The following is an 18,723-nucleotide window of genomic DNA, read 5'->3' as shown; positions in this document are numbered from 1 at the left end:
GCTCGCGAGCTCCGTCGTCGCGACCGATGACGCTGACCGGCTCGGCCCCCCGCCGGGCCGCGACGATCGTGGTCCGCGGCATCGCGGCACACCCGTGGACGTACGTGGTCGCGATCGGCACGTCGGCGGTCTTCGGCGTCTCCGTCGTCGCCGTGAGCCGCGTGCTCGGCACGGTGACCGACGAGGTCGTGGTGCCCGCGCTCGCCGGGTCGGAGCAGGCCCGCGAGCGGATCTGGCTCGCCGGGCTCGCGCTGCTCGCGGTCGCCGTGACGCTCGCCGTCTCGGTCGCGGGGCGGCGGATCTTCGCCGGCATGGGGTTCGCGCAGATCCAGGCGGACCACCGCACGCGCGTCACCCGGCAGTACCTGCGCCTGCCGATGTCGTGGCACAAGCAGCACCCGACCGGCCAGCTGCTGTCGAACGCGAGCGCGGACGTCGAGGCGGCGACGGGCGTCTTCAACCCGCTGCCGTTCGCGCTCGGCGTCGTCGTCATGCTCGGCGTCGCAGCCGTCGGGCTCCTGCGCACGGACGTGTGGCTCGCGGTCGCGGCGCTCGTCGTCGTCCCGCTCGCGCTCGTCGCCAACCTGGTGTTCCAACGCCGGATGGCGCCGGCGGTCGGGCGCGCGCAGGAGCTGCGCGCCGCGGTCGCCGACGTCGCGCACGAGAGCTTCGAGGGCGCGCTGCTGGTCAAGGCGCTCGGCACGGAGGAGCGCGAGGCCGCCCGGTTCGCGGCCCGTGCGCGCGAGCTGCGGGACGCGAACGTCCGGGTCGGCGTCGTGCGCGCGTTCTTCGACCCCGTGATCGACGTGCTGCCGAGCCTCGGCACGCTGCTCGTGCTCGTCGTCGGTGCCGTCCAGGTGGCGGCCGGGCGGATCGGCACGGGCGACGTGGTCGCGGCGGCGTACCTGCTCACGCTGCTGGCGGTGCCGGTGCGGGCGTTCGGCTGGGTGCTCGGCGAGCTGCCGCGCGCGCTCGTCGGGTACGACCGCATCGCGCGCGTCGTCGACGCCCGCGGTGCGCTGCCCGCCGGCACCACGCCGTGGTCCCCGCCGCCCGGCGGGGCGCGCGTCGAGCTGCGCGACGTCGGCCTGACCGTGCCGGGACCGCGCGGCCCCGTCGCGCTGCTGCACGACGTCGACCTCGCCGTCGCCCCCGGCCGCGTCGTGGCCGTCGTCGGTCCGACGGGCTCGGGCAAGTCGACGCTCGTCTCCCTGGTCGCCCGCCTGAGCGACCCGACGACGGGCTCCGTGCTCGTCGACGGCACCGACCTCCGCGACGTCGTCCCCGCCGACCTCGCGCGGCACGTCGCGTTCGTGTCGCAGTCGACGTTCGTCTTCGAGGACACGGTGCGCGGCAACGTCACGCTCGCCGACGCCGACGACGCGGGCGCGCCCACGGACGACGCGGTGTGGGACGCGCTGCGCGCGGCACGCGTCGACGACGTCGTCCGCGGGCTGCCGGGCGGCCTCGACGCCCCCCTGGGTGAGCGTGGCGCGAACCTGTCGGGCGGCCAGCGACAGCGCCTCGCCCTCGCGCGGGCACTGGTCCGCGAGCCGCGCGTGCTCGTGCTCGACGACGCGACGTCGGCGGTCGACCCGCGCGTCGAGCAGGCGATCCTGCGCGGTCTGCGCGACGACCGCACGGGCTCGCCGACGGTGCTGCTCGTCGCGTACCGGATGTCGTCCGTGCTGCTCGCGGACGAGGTCGTGCACGTCGAGTCCGGCCGGGTCGTGGACCGCGGCACGCACGCCGAGCTCCTCGCGCGCGACGACGGCTACCGGGCGCTCGCGACGGCGTACGAGGAGGAGTCGGCGCGGCGCGCCGCCGAGGGCGGGCAGGCGCGGGACGAGGACCCGGAGCCGGTGACGGCGGGGGAGGAGGCCCGATGAGCGCCGCGACGTCGGGGACGCCCGACCACCGGATGGCGTCCGCGAGCACGCTCGGCATCCTCGCGACCCTGCGGCGCGGGCTCGAGGTGTCGCCGCAGATGCTGCGCGGCTGGCGCGTCACGCTGCTGCTCGCGGTGCTGGCCGCGCTGGGCAAGGTGCTCGTGCCGCTCGTGGTCCAGCAGGTCGTCGACACCGGCATCCTCGCGCCGGACGGCCCGGACGTCCGCCGCGTGCTCACCCTCACGGGCGCGGCGGCGGTCGGGCTGCTCGCCGCCGCCGCGTGCTCCGCGTACGTCAACGTGCGGCTGTTCCGGTCGAGCGAGGACGGTCTGCTCGCGCTGCGCACGCGCGCCTTCCGGCACGTGCACGACCTGTCGGTCCTCACGCAGCACACCGAGCGGCGCGGGTCGATGGTCAGCCGCGTCACGTCCGACGTCGACACGATCTCGCTGTTCGTCCAGTGGGGCGGGATCATGCTGCTCGTCTCGGTCCTGCAGATCGCCGCCGCCACGGTGCTGATGGCGTTCTACTCGTGGCAGCTCACGCTCGTGGTGTGGCTCGGTTTCGTCCCCCTCCTGCTGGTCCTGCCGCCGCTGCAGCGCCGCGTGAACGCCCGGTACTCCGCGGTGCGCGAGCGGTACGGCGCGATGCTCGGCGCCGTGTCGGAGTCCGTCGTCGGCGCGGAGACGATCCGCGCGTACGGTGCCGCGACGCGCACCCAGCGCCGCCTGGACGCCGCGATCACCGCGACACGGCGTGCGATGGTGCGCGCGCAGAACCTGGTCTCGGTCGTGTTCTCGAGCGGCGTGCTGGTGTCGAACGTGGTCCTCGCGCTCGTCGTCGTGATCGGGACGTTCCTCGGCGTGCGGGGCGACATCTCGGTCGGCCGGTTGCTGGCGTTCCTGTTCCTGGTCCAGCTGTTCACCGGCCCGGTCCAGATGGCCACCGAGATCCTCAACGAGCTGCAGAACGCGGTCGCCGGCTGGCGGCGCGTGCTCGGCGTGCTGGAGACGCCCGTCGCCGTGCAGGACCCCGGCGCCGGCGGCGTGCCCAGCCCCCGCGGGCCGGCGACCGTCGAGCTGCGCGACGTCGCGTTCGCCTACCCCGAGGGCCGGCGCGTGCTGCACGACGTCGACCTGGAGGTGCCTGCGGGCGCGTCCGTGGCGGTGGTCGGCGCGACCGGATCGGGCAAGACGACGATCGCGCGCCTCGTCGCACGCCTCGTCGACCCGGAGGCGGGCCGCGTGCTGCTCGACGGCACGGACCTGCGCGACATCCCCGCCGCGGACCTGCGGTCGCGTGTCGTGCTCGTCCCGCAGGAGGGGTTCCTGTTCGAGGGGACCGTGGCCGAGAACGTCGCCTACGGTCTGCGGACGCCGGACGGGACCGCGGCCGACCCCGCCGACGCACGCGTGCGCGACGCCGTCGAGGCGCTCGGCCTCGGCCCGTGGGTCGAGGAGCTCGCCGCGGGCCTCGACACCGACGTGGGCCAGCGTGGCGAGTCCCTGTCCGCGGGTGAGCGCCAGCTCGTCGCGCTCGCGCGCGCCTACCTCGCCGACCCCGACGTGCTGCTGCTCGACGAGGCGACGAGCGCCGTCGACCCGGCGACCGAGGTGCGCCTCGTCCGCGCCCTGGAGGAGCTGAGCAGCGGCCGCACGACCCTGACGATCGCGCACCGGCTGTCGACCGCCGAGGCCGCGGACCTCGTCGTGGTCGTCGACGCGGGACGCGTCGTCGAGACGGGCCACCACGACGACCTGGTCGCCACCGGCGGCACGTACGCGGCGATGCACGCAGCCTGGGTGGCGCAGACCCGCTGACGCGCCGGCGCACCGGGTCGCGCCCGCGACGGACACCGCCCGGCCGGGACCGGGCACCGTGGCAGGATCGGTCCGTGCCACGCGAGAACCCGTCCTCCACCCTCCTCGACCCGCAGGTCGCGCGGCGGCTGCGTCGCGACGAGCACGGCCTCGTCGCCGCCGTCGTGCAGCAGCACGAGACGCGCGAGGTGCTCATGGTCGGCTGGATGGACGACGAGGCGCTGCACCGCACCCTGACGACCGGACGCGTGACGTTCTGGAGCCGCTCGCGCCAGGAGTACTGGCGCAAGGGCGACACGTCCGGGCACGCGCAGTACGTCAAGGCCGTCTCGCTCGACTGCGACGGCGACGCGCTGCTGGTCGAGGTCGACCAGGTCGGCGCCGCCTGCCACACCGGCACCCGCACGTGCTTCGAGGCCGGGGGGCCGCTCGCGGTCGTCGTCGGCCACCGGCCCGCCGCGGCGCCTGCGCCCGCACCGGCCGCCGCACCCGCAGCCGCCACCCCCGCACCCGCAGCCGCCACACCCGCACCGGCACCCGCACCCGAAGGAGACGCATGACCGCGCCCGCCGCCCACGTCCCCGCCGACGTCGTCACCGCGGACGTCCCGTGGGGCGGCACGTGGCCGTCGGTCGACACGTTCCGGGCGCTCGCGGCGGACCGGCGGGTCATCCCCGTCGTGCGCCGGCTGCTCGCGGACGACGTCACGCCCGTCGGCCTGTACCGCACGCTCGCGGCGGGCCGCCCGGGCACGTTCGTGCTCGAGTCCGCGGAGTCCGACGGCACGTGGAGCCGCTGGTCGTTCGTCGGCGTCCGCTCGCGCGCGACGCTCACGGTCCGTGACGGCGCGCCGGTCTGGGTGGGCGACGTGCCGGTCGGCGTCCCGACGGAGGGTGACGCGCTCGACGTGCTCGGCAGCACGCTCGACGTCCTCCGCACGCCCGCGATCCACGGCCTCCCGCCGCTCACGGGCGGCCTCGTCGGAGCGCTCGGGTGGGACGTCGTGCGGCACTGGGAGCCGACGCTTCCCGCGAAGGCGCCCGAGGAGCTCGGCGTCCCCGAGCTCACGCTGCTGCTGGCGACGGACCTCGCGGTGGTCGACCACCACGACGGGTCCGTCTGGCTCGTGGCGAACGCGATCAACTTCGACGACACCGACGAGCGCGTCGACGAGGCGCACGCGGACGCGGTCGCGCGGCTCGACGCGATGCAGCGCGCGCTGCTGCAGCCCGCCGACCCGGGCGTGGCCGCGCTCGCCGACGTCCCGGAGCCCGAGCTCGAGTTCCGCTCGACGCGCGAGGAGTTCGAGCAGGCGGTCGGGATCGGCAAGGAGGCCATCCGCGACGGCGAGGTCTTCCAGGTCGTCCTGTCGCAGCGTCTCGACCTCGACTGCCCGGCCGACCCGCTCGACGTGTACCGGGTGCTGCGGACCATCAACCCGAGCCCGTACATGTACTACCTGCAGCTCCAGGACGCGGACGGGCACGACTTCGCCGTCGTCGGCTCGAGCCCGGAGACACTCGTCAAGGTGACCGACGGGCACGTCGTGACGTTCCCGATCGCCGGCTCGCGCCCGCGGGGCGCGACCCCGGAGGAGGACCGCGCGCTGCAGGACGAGGTGCTCGCCGACCCGAAGGAGCGGGCCGAGCACATCATGCTCGTCGACCTGTCGCGCAACGACCTGGTCAAGGTGTGCGAGCCGTCGAGCGTCGAGGTCGTCGAGTTCATGGCCGTCAAGCGCTACTCGCACATCATGCACATCTGCTCGACGGTCGTCGGGCGGCTGCGCGCGGGCGCGACGGCGCTGCAGACCCTCACGGCGACGTTCCCGGCGGGCACCCTCTCCGGTGCGCCGAAGCCGCGCGCGATCGCGCTCATCGACGAGATCGAGCCGGCCCGTCGCGGCATCTACGGCGGCACGGTCGGCTACTTCGACTTCGCGGGCGACATGGACATGGCGATCGCGATCCGCACCGCCCTCATCCGGGACGGCCGCGCGAGCGTGCAGGCGGGCGGCGGGATCGTCGCCGACTCGGTCCCGGCGCTCGAGTACGCCGAGTCGCGCAACAAGGCCGCGGCCGCGGTGCGCGCGGTCCAGGTCGCGTCCCGGCTGCGTCGGGTCGCCGAGTGACGACCGACCCTGCGGCGCCGGTCGCACGCCCGCGGGGACGCAGTCGGGCGGCGGGCGTCCTGGTGCTGCTCGCCGCGGCGTCCGCGGGCGCCGCGGTGCCGACGTGGCTCACGGCGACCGGCGTGACCGCGCTGCGCGGCACCGTCGACGTCCCGGCGACGGGCACCCAGGTCGCGCCCGCGGTGCTCGGGGCGGCGGTCGTGCTGCTCGCGACCGCGGCCGCCGTGGCGCTCGTCGGGCGCGTCGGACGCTGGCTGGTCGCGGCGGTCACCGTGCTGAGCGGCGCGGTCGTCGTCGGCGCCACCGCGGCCGTCCTCGCGGACCCGCGCGCCGCCGCCGAGCCGGTCGTGACCCAGGAGACCGGCGTCGGCCGGCTCGTCGGCGAGGTGGGCGTCACCGCCTGGCCGTGGGTGAGCGTCGGCGTCGGCGTCGCCGTCGTCGTCGCGGCCGGGTGGCTCGTGCGCGCGTCGCGCACGTGGCACGGGCCGTCGCGCCGCCACGAGGCACCCGCGGCCGGGGGCGGCGGCCCCGTCGACGAGCGCGGCGCGTGGGACGCGCTGAGCCGCGGCGACGACCCGACCTGACGACGTCCTGCGCAGGTCGCAGGGCCGTGCGGTCCGATAGGGTGGGCCGCGAACCGAGCACGAAGGGCACCACCTGATGTCTGACCAGTCTCTCGCGCACCGCGCGCAGAACGTCACCCGGACCGAGACGGTCCACCTCCCGCCCGCGACCCCGCCGGTCAACCACGGCAAGACGGTCGCCGGCTGGACGACCACGTACGGCGTCCTCGTCGGCGGTGTGGTCATGTCCGTCGCGGTGGTCTTCGCGCTCGTGTGGCTGTTCTGGGTCGGCCTCGGTGTCGCGGTCGTCGCTCTCGTGCTCGGCAAGGTCCTGCAGGGCATGGGCTACGGCCAGGGCGGCGAGCACACGCGGTCCCGGGACGGACGACCCGGGGCGCACTGACGCCCGGCCCGTCCGCGGGCAGCTCGATCCCGCGCGCGGCCGCACGCGGGCCCCGTCTGCGACCGGCCGTGACCCGGTCGCCACTCCGCCAGGAGGATGGATGTCGACCCCCAACGAGCCGCAGAACCCGTTCGAGAAGGGCTCCACGCCCGAGGGCGGCGCACCCGGCTACCCCGCGGCTCCGCCGCCCGCCGGTGGCGGCTACCCGGCGGCCCCGCCGCCCCCGCAGTCCGGCTACCCGTCGGCACCGCAGTACCCGTCGGCACCGCAGTACGGCGGCGCGCCCGCCTACGGCGGAGCCCCCGGGCAGGGCTACGGCACGCCCTACCCGAAGAACAGCCTGGGGGTGTGGTCGCTGGTCCTCGGGCTCGTCGGGCTCGTCCTCTGCGGCCTGTTCACGGGTATCCCGGCGATCATCGTCGGGATGAACGCCAAGAAGGCGGTGCAGCGCGGCGAGGCGAACAACGGCGGCCTGGCCACGGCCGGCATCGTGATCGGCTGGATCGCGATCGCCCTGTCGATCGTCGGCATCATCGTGTTCGCCGCCATGGTCAACAGCCCCGAGTTCCAAGATGCCTTCTGGGACAGCTACAACTCCTCGAACTGACGTGACAGCGGCGTCCGGGTCCGTCCGGACGCCGCTGCTCGTCGGTGCGGCGACGGCGCTCGCGACCGTCGCCGTCGCGCTGCGCGACCCGCACGTGCAGAACAGCTGGGGCGTGTGCCCGCTGCACGTGCTCACCGGCCTGTGGTGCCCCGGGTGCGGCGGGCTGCGAGCGGTGCACGACCTGGCGCACCTCGACGTCGCGGGTGCGTGGGGGATGAACCCGCTCGTCGTCGCGCTCGTCCCGGTCGCCGTCGCCGTGTGGGCGGTGTGGACGTGGCGCTCCGCGACCGGCCGGGCACCGCTGCGCACCCTGCCGGGTCGCTGGGCGTGGGCCGTGCTGGCGCTCGTCGTGACCTTCGCCGTCCTGCGCAACCTCCCGCCGTTCGCGCCGTTCCTCGCCCCCTGACGCCCCCCGCCGCACCCCGTGCGCGCGGCCACCCCACCCGGAGAGCCCGACGATGAGCAGCACCGACCCCCAGCCGTCCGCGTCCGGCGGCGACCCCTGGCGCAAGCCCGAGACGGGCGGCGCCCCCGGCGCCGCGGGACCGGGCCCGGCGGCTCCGGGGTACGGTCCGGCGGAGCCCCCGGCGTCGGTGCCGCCCGGGGCCGTGAGCCCGTACGGGTCCGGCCCCGCCTACCCGCCGGCGCCGGCCTACGGCGCCCCGCAGTACCCGGCCCCGGGCGGGTACGCGCCCGCGTACGGGTACGGGTACGGGTACCCGAAGAACAGCTACGCCGTCTGGGCCCTCGTCCTCGGCATCCTGTCGCTCGTCTCGTGCGGGTTCCTCACGGGCATCCCCGCGATCATCGTCGGCAACAACGCCAAGAAGGCCGCCGCGGTCGGCGAGGCGGACAACCCCGGGATGGCCACCGCGGGCGTCGTGCTCGGGTGGATCGGCACGGCCCTGTCGGCCGTGGGCCTGCTCGTCTACCTCGTCTGGATCGTCTTCGCGGTCGCGATGGTCGCGACGACCCCGTCGACCTGACCCCGTGCGACCCCGCCACCGCGCCGCCCGGTCCACCCTGCGGCCTGTGGTCGGGGTCACCCGACGGTCCCCGTACCATGGCCAGGTCAGACCCGCCCGTCACCACGGCGCGAGCGGACTGGGCCGACCGGGGGAAGGGGTGAGGCTTCGATGACCGTGCTCGACGACATCGTCGCAGGCGTCAGGGAGGACCTTGCTGTCCGGGAGGCGGCGACGCCGCTCGCCGCCGTCAAGGAGCTCGCGGCGAAGCGGCCGTCGGCGATCGAGTGCCTCGGGCGCCTGCGCGTCGAGGACGCCGTGACGGTCATCGCCGAGGTCAAGCGGTCGAGCCCGAGCAAGGGCGCGCTCGCGACCATCACCGACCCCGCGGCGCTCGCGACGGAGTACGAGAAGGGCGGCGCGACCGCGATCTCCGTGCTCACCGAGCAGCGGCGGTTCAACGGGTCGCTCGCGGACCTGGACGCGGTGCGCGCGCGCGTCGACATCCCGGTGCTGCGCAAGGACTTCGTCGTCAGCCCGTACCAGGTCTGGGAGGCGCGCGCGCACGGCGCCGACCTCGTGCTGCTGATCGTCGCGGCGCTCGAGCAGACCGTGCTCGAGTCGCTCGTCGACCGCGTGCACTCGCTCGGCATGACGGCCCTGGTCGAGGTGCACGACACCGAGGAGGTGGCCCGCGCGGTGGATGCCGGTGCCCGCGTCATCGGCGTCAACGCGCGCAACCTCAAGACCCTCGACGTGGACCGCACGACGTTCTCCCGGGTCGCCCCGTCGATCCCGTCCGACGTCGTCAAGATCGCCGAGTCGGGCGTGCGCGGGCCGCACGACGTCATGGACTACGCACGCGCCGGTGCGGACACGGTGCTGGTCGGCGAGGCGCTCGTGACCGACGACGCGCCCCGCCAGTCCGTCGCGGACCTCGTGGCCGCCGGGTCGCACCCGTCCCTGCGGGCGGTGCGCCAGTGACCGCACGACGCGGAGCCGGTCCGACGCAGACCCCGCTGCAGGTCGACACCGCGGGCGGACCGCTCGCGACGCACGCCGGGCCGTACTTCGGGGACTTCGGCGGGCGGTACGTGCCCGAGGCGCTGATCGCGGCGCTCGACGAGCTCGACACCGAGTACCACAAGGCGCTCACCGACCCGGCGTTCGGCCGCGAGCTTGCGCGCCTGCACCGCACCTACACGGGGCGTCCCAGCCCGCTGACGGAGGTCCCGCGGTTCGCGCGGCACGTCGCCGACGGCGTCCGCGTCTTCCTCAAGCGCGAGGACCTCAACCACACGGGCTCGCACAAGATCAACAACGTGCTCGGCCAGGCGCTGCTCGTGAAGCGCATGGGCAAGACGCGCGTCATCGCCGAGACGGGCGCGGGCCAGCACGGCGTCGCGACCGCGACCGCGGCGGCGTTGCTCGACCTCGAGTGCGTCGTCTACATGGGCGAGGAGGACACGCAGCGCCAGGCGCTCAACGTCGCGCGCATGCAGCTCCTCGGCGCGACGGTCGTGCCCGTGACGATCGGGTCGCGCACGCTCAAGGACGCGATCAACGAGGCGCTGCGCGACTGGGTCGCCAACGTCGAGTCGACGCACTACCTGCTCGGCACGGTGACGGGACCGCACCCGTTCCCCGAGATGGTCCGCGACTTCCACAAGATCATCGGCGAGGAGGCCCGCGCCCAGCTCCTCGAGGAGATCGGCCGCCTGCCCGACGCGGTCGCGGCGTGCGTCGGCGGCGGGTCGAACGCGATGGGCATCTTCAACGCCTTCCTCGACGACGCCGACGTCCGGCTGTTCGGCTTCGAGGCCGGCGGTGCGGGCATCTCGTCGGGTCGGCACGCGGCGCGGTTCTCGGGCGGCCTGCCGGGCGTCCTGCACGGCGCGAAGTCGTACCTCCTGCAGGACGAGGACGGGCAGACGCTGCCCAGCCACTCGGTGTCGGCGGGCCTGGACTACCCGAGCGTCGGTCCCGAGCACGCGTGGCTCCACGACATCGGCCGCGCGCAGTACCGGCCCGTGACCGACGACGAGGCGATGGAGGCGTTCCGCCTGCTGTGCCGGACCGAGGGGATCATCCCCGCGATCGAGTCCGCGCACGCCCTCGCGGGCGCGATCCAGCTCGGCCGCGAGGCCGCGTCGTGGCGCGGGGACGACGGCCACGACCCGGTGCTGCTCGTCAACCTGTCGGGTCGCGGGGACAAGGACGTCGCGACCGCGGCCGCGTGGTTCGGGCTCCTCGAGGACGAGCCGGTCGTGCTGGCCGACGAGAACGAGCAGCTGTGACCCTGCCGCCGCGCGGCGGGGCGACGACGACGCGGCGCGGCCGCGGGTCGAGTGACGAGGAGGGCCAGTGAGCACGGTGGACGTCCGGTCGGCCACGGGGGAGCGTCTCGACGCCCTGCGCGCGGGTGACGGCGAGGCGCGGGGACGCGCGGCCCTGGTCGGCTACCTGCCCGTCGGCTTCCCGACGCTGCCGGGCTCGGTCGACGCCGTGCGCGCGATGGTCGACGCGGGCGTCGACGTCGTCGAGCTCGGCGTCCCGTACACCGACCCCGTCATGGACGGCCCGGTGATCCAGCGCGCGGTCGACGTGGCGCTCGCGGGCGGCACGCGCGTGCGCGACACGCTCACGGCGGTCGAGCAGGTCGCGGGTCGCGGTGCGCCGGTGCTGGTCATGTCGTACTGGAACCTCGTCCTGCGCTACGGCGTCGAGGCGTTCGCGCGTGACCTGGCGGCCGCGGGTGGCGCGGGCCTCATCACGCCGGACCTCATCCCGGACGAGGCCGACGACTGGATCCTCGCCTCGGACGTGCACGGCCTGGACCGCGTGTTCCTCGTCGCGCCGAGCTCCACGCCGGAGCGCCTCGCCTCGACGAGCGCCGCGTCGCGCGGGTTCGTGTACGCGGCGTCGACCATGGGCGTGACGGGGGAGCGGGCGACGGTCGGCTCGCGTGCCGAGCAGCTCGTGGCGGACACCCGCGCGGCCGGTGCGCAGCGCGTGTGCGTGGGTCTCGGGGTGTCGCGGCGCGAGCAGGCGGCCGAGGTCGCCGGCTACGCCGACGGCGTCATCGTCGGGTCGGCCTTCGTCCGGCCGCTCCTCGACGCGCACGAGTCGGGCGACGTCGCGGGCGGCATCGACGCGCTGGCGCGCGTCACGGCGGACCTCGCCGACGGCGTCCGCTCGGCGGTGCGGGGCGACCGGTGAGCGCCGCCGTGCTCGCGTCGATCCCGAGCCCGTCGCAGGGCGTCTGGCACCTCGGGCCCTTCCCGGTGCGCGCGTACGCGATCGCGATCCTGCTGGGCATCGTCGCGGCGCTGTGGCTCACGCGGCGGCGCTGGGCCGAGCGCGGCGGTGACCCCGACACGGTGCTGGAGATCTCGTTCTGGGCGGTGCCGTTCGGCATCGTCGGCGGGCGCATCTACCACGTCATCACGTCGCCGCAGGCGTACTTCGGCGAGGGCGGCGACCCGGTCCGCGCGCTGTTCATCTGGGAGGGCGGGCTCGGCATCTGGGGCGCGGTCGCGTTCGGCGCGGTCGGTGCGTGGATCGGCTGCCGCCGTCAGGGCGTGCGGCTCGCGCCGTTCGCCGACGCGCTCGCGCCCGGGCTGCTCGTCGCGCAGGCGATCGGCCGGCTCGGCAACTGGTTCAACCAGGAGCTGTTCGGCGGTCCGACGACGCTGCCGTGGGGACTGCAGATCGACGACGCGCACCTGCCGGCCGGGTTCGACTCGGGCACGCTGTTCCACCCCACGTTCCTGTACGAGATGCTCTGGAACCTCGCGGGTGCCGCGGTGCTGATCTGGGCCGACCGCCGGTTCAAGCTCGGGCACGGCCGCGTGTTCTGGCTCTACGTCGTGATCTACACGACCGGGCGCCTGTGGATCGAGCTCGTGCGGATCGACCCGGCGAGCACGATCCTGGGGCTCCGGGTCAACGTCTGGACGTCCATCATCGTGGGCCTCGGCGCGCTGGTAGCGTTCGTGATGGTCGGGCGCCGTCATCCAGGGCGCGACACGACCCTCCTGCTGGCACCCCCGACCGCGCAGGACGACGAGGAGAGCACGTCCGAGGCCGCTCGCTGACCGCGAGCGGGGTGTGACCCACCTCACAAAGTGGCGATGCGGCTCGCAATGTTTCCGGGTTGTATCGTCACCCCACGTCTGGGCCGACGACGTCCCGCGTTCCCCCCATGTTCGTCAAACCCCGGCCCCCGGGGATCGTGAGGACGGTGCAGATGTCGACGTCGCACGTGAGCCCTGATGCGCTCGTCACGCGGTCGGGCGCGGCGCAGCAGGGTCTGTACGACCCGGCCGCCGAGCACGACGCCTGCGGCTTCGCCTTCGTCGCCACCCTGCGTGGCACCCCCGGTCGCGACATCGTCGACGCCGGCCTGACGGCGCTGCTCAACCTCGACCACCGCGGTGCCGTCGGCGCCGAGGAGGACAGCGGTGACGGTGCAGGCATCCTCACCCAGATCCCCGACGCGTTCCTGCGCGACGTCGTCGACGCCGAGCTCCCGCCCGCCGGGTTCTACGCGATCGGCATGGCCTTCCTGCCGGTCGAGGAGACCGAGCAGCGCACGGTCGTCGCCGCGGTCGAGGCCATCGCCGCCGAGGAGAAGCTCGACGTGCTCGCCTGGCGCGACGTCGTCGTCACGGCCGACCTGGTCGGCCCCACGGCGCGCGCGTCGATGCCGGTGTTCCGCCAGCTCGTCGTGGCCGACCCGTCGCGCGAGCTCGCGGGGATCGACCTCGACCGGCGCGCGTACCGCCTGCGCAAGCGCGCCGAGCGCGAGCTCGGCCTGTACTTCGCGTCGCTGTCGGCGCGCACGCTCGCCTACAAGGGCATGCTCACGACCGGTCAGCTCGAGCCGTTCTTCGCCGACCTGTCCGACCCGCGTTACGCGACCGAGATCGCGCTCGTGCACTCGCGGTTCTCGACCAACACCTTCCCGTCCTGGCCGCTCGCGCAGCCGTTCCGGCTGATCGCGCACAACGGCGAGATCAACACGGTGCGCGGCAACCGCAACTGGATGGCCGCCCGCGAGGGCACGCTCGCGAGCGAGGCGCTCGGCGACCTCGCGCCGCTGCTGCCCGTCTGCACCCCCGGCGGGTCGGACTCGGGCAGCTTCGACGAGGTGCTCGAGCTGCTGCACCTGTCCGGCCGGTCGCTGCCGCACGCGGTCATGATGATGATCCCGGAGGCGTGGGAGAACCACGCGCAGATGGACCCCGCGCGCCGCGCGTTCTACGAGTACCACTCGACGCTCATGGAGCCGTGGGACGGCCCCGCGGCGATGACGTTCACCGACGGCACGCTCATCGGCTCGGTGCAGGACCGCAACGGCCTGCGCCCCGGCCGGTACTGGGTCACGGAGGACGGCCTGGTCGTGTGCGCGTCGGAGGCCGGCGTGCTCGACCTCGACCCGGCGACGGTCGTCGCGAAGGGCCGCCTCGAGCCGGGCCGCATGTTCCTCGTCGACACCGGCAAGGGCCGGATCGTCGAGGACGACGAGATCAAGGCGCAGCTCGCGGCGCAGCGACCGTACGCCGAGTGGGTCCGCGACCACTCCGTCTACCTCCAGCAGCTGCCCGAGCGCGAGCACGTCGCGCACTCGGCCGCGTCGGTCCGCCGCCGTCAGCGCACGTTCGGCTACACCGAGGAGGAGCTCAAGGTCCTCCTCTCGCCCATGGCGGCGACGGGTGCGGAGCCGCTGGGCGCCATGGGCTCCGACACACCCGTCGCGGTGCTGTCGAACCGGCCGCGCATGCTGTTCGACTACTTCACGCAGATGTTCGCGCAGGTGACGAACCCGCCGCTCGACGCGATCCGCGAGGAGCTCGTGACCGCGATCGGCGGGGCGATCGGCCCGGAGCCGAACCTGCTGGAGGACGGCCCGGGGCACGCGCGCAAGCTCGTCCTGCCCTTCCCCGTGCTCGACAACGACCAGCTCGCGAAGATCGTGCACGTCCAGAAGGAGCCGTCGCTCGGCTTCCGCGCGACGACGATCCGGGGCCTGTACCGGGCGGCCGGCGGGGGAGCGGCCCTCGAGGCGCGCCTCGAGGAGATCTTCGCCGAGGTCGACCGCGCGGTCGCCGACGGCGTGAGCTTCCTCGTGCTGTCGGACCGCAACTCGGACGCCGAGCTCGCGCCGATCCCGTCGCTGCTGCTGCTGTCCGCGGTGCACCACCACACGCTGCGCCGGCACACCCGCACGCAGATCTCGCTCGTCGTCGAGGCCGGCGACGTCCGCGAGGTCCACCACGTCGCGCTGCTCATCGGCTACGGCGCGGCCGCCGTCAACCCGTACCTCGCCATGGAGTCGGTCGAGGACCTCGCGCGCAACGGCTACCTGCCGGGCGTCTCGCCCGAGAAGGCGGTCGCGAACCTCATCAAGGCGCTCGGCAAGGGCGTCCTCAAGGTCATGTCGAAGATGGGCATCTCGACGATCGCGTCGTACCGCGGTGCCCAGGTGTTCGAGGCGATCGGCCTGTCGCAGCCGCTCGTCGACCGGTACTTCACGGGCACCACGAGCCGGCTGGGCGGCATCGGCCTCGACGTGATCGCGGCCGAGGTCGCGGCGCGGCACGAGGACGCGTACCCCGCGTCGGGCAACCGGCAGCCGCACCAGCGGCTCGCGGTGGGCGGCGAGTACCAGTGGCGTCGCGACGGCGAGGACCACCTGTTCGACCCCGAGACGGTGTTCCGCCTGCAGCACTCGACGCGCACGCGCCAGATGGACGTGTTCCGCGAGTACACGCACCGGGTCGACGAGCAGTCGTCGCGCCTGATGACGCTGCGCGGCCTGCTCGCGTTCAAGGACGGCGTGCGCGAGCCGATCCCGGTCGACGAGGTCGAGCCGGTCAGCGAGATCGTCAAGCGGTTCAACACCGGCGCCATGTCGTACGGGTCGATCTCCGCCGAGGCGCACGAGACGCTCGCGATCGCGATGAACCGCCTCGGCGGCAAGTCGAACACGGGGGAGGGCGGCGAGGACCCCGAGCGGCTGTACGACCCCGAGCGGCGCTCGGCGATCAAGCAGATCGCGTCGGGCCGGTTCGGCGTGACCAGCGAGTACCTCACGCACGCCGACGACATCCAGATCAAGCTCGCCCAGGGCGCCAAGCCCGGCGAGGGCGGTCAGCTGCCCGGTCACAAGGTGTACCCGTGGGTCGCCAAGACGCGGCACTCGACGCCGGGCGTCGGTCTCATCTCGCCGCCGCCGCACCACGACATCTACTCGATCGAGGACCTCGCGCAGCTCATCCACGACGCGAAGAACGCGAACCCGTCGGCGCGGATCCACACCAAGCTCGTCTCCGAGTTCGGCGTGGGCACGATCGCCGCGGGCGTGGCCAAGGCGCACTCCGACGTCGTGCTCATCTCGGGCCACGACGGCGGCACGGGCGCGAGCCCGCTGACGTCGCTCAAGCACGCGGGCACCCCGTGGGAGATCGGGCTCGCCGAGACGCAGCAGACGCTCGTGCTCAACAACCTGCGCGACCGTGTCGTGGTGCAGGTCGACGGCCAGCTCAAGACCGGTCGCGACGTCGTGGTCGGCGCGCTGCTCGGCGCCGAGGAGTTCGGTTTCGCGACCGCGCCGCTCGTCGTGTCGGGCTGCATCATGATGCGCGTCTGCCACCTGGACACCTGCCCGGTCGGCGTCGCGACGCAGAACCCCGAGCTGCGGTCGCGGTTCACCGGCAAGCCGGAGTTCGTCGTCACGTTCTTCGAGTTCATCGCGCAGGAGGTCCGTGAGCTCCTCGCGCAGCTCGGGTTCCGCACGCTCGAGGAGGCCGTGGGCCACGTCGAGCTGCTCGACACGCGCGCCGCGATCGACCACTGGAAGGCCGAGGGCCTCGACCTGACGCCGGTGCTCGCGGTCCCGGACCCGGTGCCGGGCTCGACGCTGCACCACTCGGCGTCGCAGGACCACGGCCTCGACCGCGCGCTCGACAACCAGCTCATCTCGCTCGCGCAGGACGCGCTCGAGCGGCAGGAGCCCGTGCGCATCGCGCTGCCGATCCGCAACGTCAACCGCACGGTCGGCACGATGCTCGGCCACGAGGTGACCAAGCGGTACGGCGGCGCGGGCCTGCCCGACGACACGATCGACGTGACCGTCACCGGCTCGGCCGGCCAGTCGTTCGGTGCGTTCCTGCCGCGCGGCATCACGCTGCGGCTGTTCGGCGACGCGAACGACTACGTCGCGAAGGGCCTGTCGGGCGGCCGGATCGTCGTGCGCCCCGACCGCAGCGCCGTGCTCTCGCAGCACGACGTGGTCGCGGGCAACGTCATCGGCTACGGCGCGACGTCCGGGCAGGTCTTCCTGCGCGGCCGCGTCGGCGAGCGGTTCGGCGTCCGCAACTCGGGCGCGACGCTCGTCGTCGAGGGCGTGGGCGACCACGGCCTCGAGTACATGACCGGCGGCACCGTGGTGATCCTCGGCCGCACCGGCCGCAACCTCGGCGCCGGCATGTCGGGCGGCACGGCGTACGTGCTCGACCTCGACGTGCCGCTCGTCAACCTCGAGGCGGTCCGCTCCGGCGAGCTGTCGCTCGACCCGCTCGACGACGAGGACGCCGCGCTCGTCGTGGGCCTGCTGCGCACCCACCTGGAGGAGACCGGCTCGCCGGTCGCCGCGCAGCTGCTCGAGGACCCGACGGCGACCCGGGCGCGGTTCACGCGCCTCCTGCCCACCGAGTACGCCCGCGTCCGTCGTGCGCTCGCGCAGGCCGAGGCCGACGGCCTCGACCCCGCCGCGCCCGGCGTGTGGGACCAGATCCTGGAGGTGGCCCGTGGCTGACCCCCGCGGCTTCCTGAAGGTGCGGGAGCGCGAGCTCCCGCCCAACCGCCCGGTCGAGGTGCGTCTGCGCGACTGGAAGGACGTCCACGCCCACCGGCAGGACGGCCAGCCGTACCTCAAGGAGCAGGCGGGCCGCTGCATGGACTGCGGCATCCCGTTCTGCCACAACGGCTGCCCGCTCGGGAACCTCATCCCCGAGTGGAACGACCTGGTGTGGCGCGGGCAGTGGTCGGACGCGATCGACCGCCTGCACGCGACGAACAACTTCCCGGAGTTCACCGGGCGGATCTGCCCGGCGCCGTGCGAGTCGAGCTGCGTGCTCGGCATCAACCAGCCGCCGGTGACGATCAAGAACGTCGAGGTCTCGATCATCGACGAGGCGTTCGAGCGCGGGTACGTCACGCCGCAGGTGCCGCAGCGCCTCACGGGGCACACGGTCGCGGTCGTCGGCTCGGGCCCCGCCGGGCTCGCGGCCGCGCAGCAGCTCACGCGTGCCGGCCACACGGTCGCCGTGTACGAGCGGGACGACGCGATCGGCGGTCTGCTCCGCTACGGCGTGCCGGACTTCAAGCTCGAGAAGGTCCACATCGACCGCCGCCTGGCGCAGATGGAGGCCGAGGGCACGCGGTTCCGCCCGGGCGTCGAGATCGGCCGCGACATCACGTGGGAGCAGCTGCAGGCCCGCTACGACGCGATCGTCATCGCGACCGGCGCGACCGTCCCGCGCGAGCTGCAGGTGCCGGGCAAGGAGCTCGGCGGCGTGCACGTCGCGATGGACTTCCTGCACCAGGCCAACGCCGTCGCGGCCGGCCGCGAGGTGCCCGACCAGATCACCGCGACCGGCAAGCACGTCGTCATCATCGGCGGCGGCGACACCGGCTCGGACTGCCTCGGCACCGCGCTGCGCCAGGGCGCGGCGTCCGTCACGACGCTCGCGATCGGCAAGCGCCCGCCCGAGGAGCGCCCCGCGCACCAGCCGTGGCCGACCGACCCGATCCTCTTCGAGGTGTCGTCGTCGCACGAGGAGGGCGGCGAGCGCGCGTACCTCGCGTCGACCGTCGAGTTCCTCCCGGGCGAGGACGGCGCCGTGGCGCGGCTGCGCCTCGCGACCACCGAGTACCTGCCCGACGGTCGTCGCGTCCCGACGCCCGGCACCGAGCGGGAGATCCCGGCCGAGCTCGTGCTCGTCGCGATGGGCTTCACCGGGCCGGAGACCGCGCCGCTCACGGAGCAGCTGGGCGTCCAGCTCACCGCGCGCGGCCTCGTCACCCGGTCGGACGACTTCTCCACGACGGTGCCCGGCGTGTTCGTGGCCGGCGACGCCGGTCGCGGGCAGTCGCTCGTCGTCTGGGCGATCGCCGAGGGCCGTGCTGCCGCGGCCGCCGTGGACACCTATCTGTCGGGCGGCACCGAGCTGCCCTCACCGGTCACGGCCAGCACCGTGGCGCTGCGCCCCTGACCCCACCAGGACCGCCACGTTGTACCGGTCGGCGCCAGTGCCTCCACCGGGACGTTGGTCCGACC

The 18,723-nt window shown here is 74.3% G+C and carries 15 protein-coding genes; all 15 read left to right on the top strand.

Annotated elements, in window-relative coordinates; all coding sequences use genetic code 11:
• Positions 1 to 26 precede the first annotated feature (26 nt).
• The 15 genes from OOT42_RS11040 to OOT42_RS10970 all read left to right on the top strand — a co-directional run bounded on the left by OOT42_RS11040 (position 27) and on the right by OOT42_RS10970 (position 18,658).
• Positions 27 to 1,889: an ABC transporter ATP-binding protein gene (locus tag OOT42_RS11040; protein ID WP_273651268.1), complete on the top strand. Its 1,863-nt coding sequence runs from the start codon at positions 27 to 29 to the stop codon at positions 1,887 to 1,889.
• Positions 1,886 to 3,709 carry an ABC transporter ATP-binding protein gene (locus OOT42_RS11035; RefSeq protein WP_273651267.1) on the top strand — a complete coding sequence of 608 codons (1,824 nt, stop codon included), beginning with the start codon at positions 1,886 to 1,888 and terminating at the stop codon, positions 3,707 to 3,709. The genes OOT42_RS11040 and OOT42_RS11035 overlap by 4 nt, the downstream gene beginning before the upstream one ends.
• A gap of 74 nt (positions 3,710 to 3,783) precedes the next feature.
• Positions 3,784 to 4,269, top strand: a complete 486-nt coding sequence (hisI, locus tag OOT42_RS11030) for a phosphoribosyl-AMP cyclohydrolase (RefSeq protein ID WP_423775883.1) — start codon at positions 3,784 to 3,786, stop codon at positions 4,267 to 4,269.
• Positions 4,266 to 5,840, top strand: a complete 1,575-nt coding sequence (locus OOT42_RS11025) for an anthranilate synthase component I (RefSeq protein WP_273651266.1) — start codon at positions 4,266 to 4,268, stop codon at positions 5,838 to 5,840. The genes hisI and OOT42_RS11025 overlap by 4 nt, the downstream gene beginning before the upstream one ends.
• Positions 5,837 to 6,424 carry a Trp biosynthesis-associated membrane protein gene (locus tag OOT42_RS11020; RefSeq protein ID WP_273651265.1) on the top strand — a complete coding sequence of 196 codons (588 nt, stop codon included), beginning with the start codon at positions 5,837 to 5,839 and terminating at the stop codon, positions 6,422 to 6,424. Before OOT42_RS11025 ends, OOT42_RS11020 begins: the two co-directional genes overlap by 4 nt.
• Before the next feature lie 76 nt (positions 6,425 to 6,500).
• A complete protein-coding gene (locus OOT42_RS11015; RefSeq protein WP_273651264.1) occupies positions 6,501 to 6,806 on the top strand; it encodes an HGxxPAAW family protein in 306 nt (101 codons plus the stop codon).
• A gap of 100 nt (positions 6,807 to 6,906) precedes the next feature.
• Positions 6,907 to 7,413 (top strand): DUF4190 domain-containing protein, encoded by a 507-nt coding sequence (locus OOT42_RS11010; protein ID WP_273651263.1) that lies wholly within the window; start codon positions 6,907 to 6,909, stop codon positions 7,411 to 7,413.
• 1 nt (position 7,414) lies between these two features.
• On the top strand, positions 7,415 to 7,819 hold the full coding sequence (locus OOT42_RS11005; protein ID WP_273651262.1) for a DUF2752 domain-containing protein: 405 nt from the start codon (positions 7,415 to 7,417) through the stop codon (positions 7,817 to 7,819).
• 52 nt (positions 7,820 to 7,871) lie between these two features.
• On the top strand, positions 7,872 to 8,399 hold the full coding sequence (locus OOT42_RS11000; protein WP_273651261.1) for a DUF4190 domain-containing protein: 528 nt from the start codon (positions 7,872 to 7,874) through the stop codon (positions 8,397 to 8,399).
• A gap of 150 nt (positions 8,400 to 8,549) precedes the next feature.
• Positions 8,550 to 9,362, top strand: a complete 813-nt coding sequence (gene trpC, locus OOT42_RS10995) for an indole-3-glycerol phosphate synthase TrpC (protein ID WP_273651260.1) — start codon at positions 8,550 to 8,552, stop codon at positions 9,360 to 9,362.
• A 35-nt stretch (positions 9,363 to 9,397) separates the two neighbouring features.
• Positions 9,398 to 10,675: a tryptophan synthase subunit beta gene (gene trpB / locus OOT42_RS10990; protein ID WP_273654822.1), complete on the top strand. Its 1,278-nt coding sequence runs from the start codon at positions 9,398 to 9,400 to the stop codon at positions 10,673 to 10,675.
• Between the two features lie 67 nt (positions 10,676 to 10,742).
• Complete coding sequence (trpA, locus tag OOT42_RS10985) at positions 10,743 to 11,597, top strand: tryptophan synthase subunit alpha (protein WP_273651259.1); 855 nt, start codon at positions 10,743 to 10,745, stop codon at positions 11,595 to 11,597.
• A complete protein-coding gene (lgt, locus tag OOT42_RS10980) occupies positions 11,594 to 12,475 on the top strand; it encodes a prolipoprotein diacylglyceryl transferase (RefSeq protein ID WP_273651258.1) in 882 nt (293 codons plus the stop codon). Before trpA ends, lgt begins: the two co-directional genes overlap by 4 nt.
• Before the next feature lie 152 nt (positions 12,476 to 12,627).
• Positions 12,628 to 17,199: a glutamate synthase large subunit gene (gene gltB, locus OOT42_RS10975; protein ID WP_273651257.1), complete on the top strand. Its 4,572-nt coding sequence runs from the start codon at positions 12,628 to 12,630 to the stop codon at positions 17,197 to 17,199.
• Entirely contained in the window at positions 17,192 to 18,658 is a 1,467-nt protein-coding gene (locus OOT42_RS10970; protein ID WP_273651256.1) for a glutamate synthase subunit beta, read from the top strand. Before gltB ends, OOT42_RS10970 begins: the two co-directional genes overlap by 8 nt.
• The last annotated feature ends 65 nt before the right edge of the window (positions 18,659 to 18,723 follow it).

The sequence above is a fragment of the Cellulomonas fimi genome, assembly GCF_028583725.1.
GTDB classification, from domain to species: Bacteria; Actinomycetota; Actinomycetes; order Actinomycetales; family Cellulomonadaceae; genus Cellulomonas; species Cellulomonas fimi_B.
This window is presented reverse-complemented; position numbering and strand designations above follow the sequence as displayed.

Bases quoted from the DNA above. Each gene is read 5' to 3' on its own strand.
- OOT42_RS11015 (WP_273651264.1), top strand. From the start codon at position 6,501: ATGTCTGACCAGTCTCTCGCGCACCGCGCGCAGAACGTCACCCGGACC.
- gltB (WP_273651257.1), top strand. From the start codon at position 12,628: ATGTCGACGTCGCACGTGAGCCCTGATGCGCTCGTCACGCGGTCGGGC.
- OOT42_RS11025 (WP_273651266.1), top strand. From the start codon at position 4,266: ATGACCGCGCCCGCCGCCCACGTCCCCGCCGACGTCGTCACCGCGGAC.
- OOT42_RS11040 (WP_273651268.1), top strand. From the start codon at position 27: ATGACGCTGACCGGCTCGGCCCCCCGCCGGGCCGCGACGATCGTGGTC.
- OOT42_RS11035 (WP_273651267.1), top strand. From the start codon at position 1,886: ATGAGCGCCGCGACGTCGGGGACGCCCGACCACCGGATGGCGTCCGCG.
- OOT42_RS11000 (WP_273651261.1), top strand. From the start codon at position 7,872: ATGAGCAGCACCGACCCCCAGCCGTCCGCGTCCGGCGGCGACCCCTGG.
- OOT42_RS11010 (WP_273651263.1), top strand. From the start codon at position 6,907: ATGTCGACCCCCAACGAGCCGCAGAACCCGTTCGAGAAGGGCTCCACG.
- trpC (WP_273651260.1), top strand. From the start codon at position 8,550: ATGACCGTGCTCGACGACATCGTCGCAGGCGTCAGGGAGGACCTTGCT.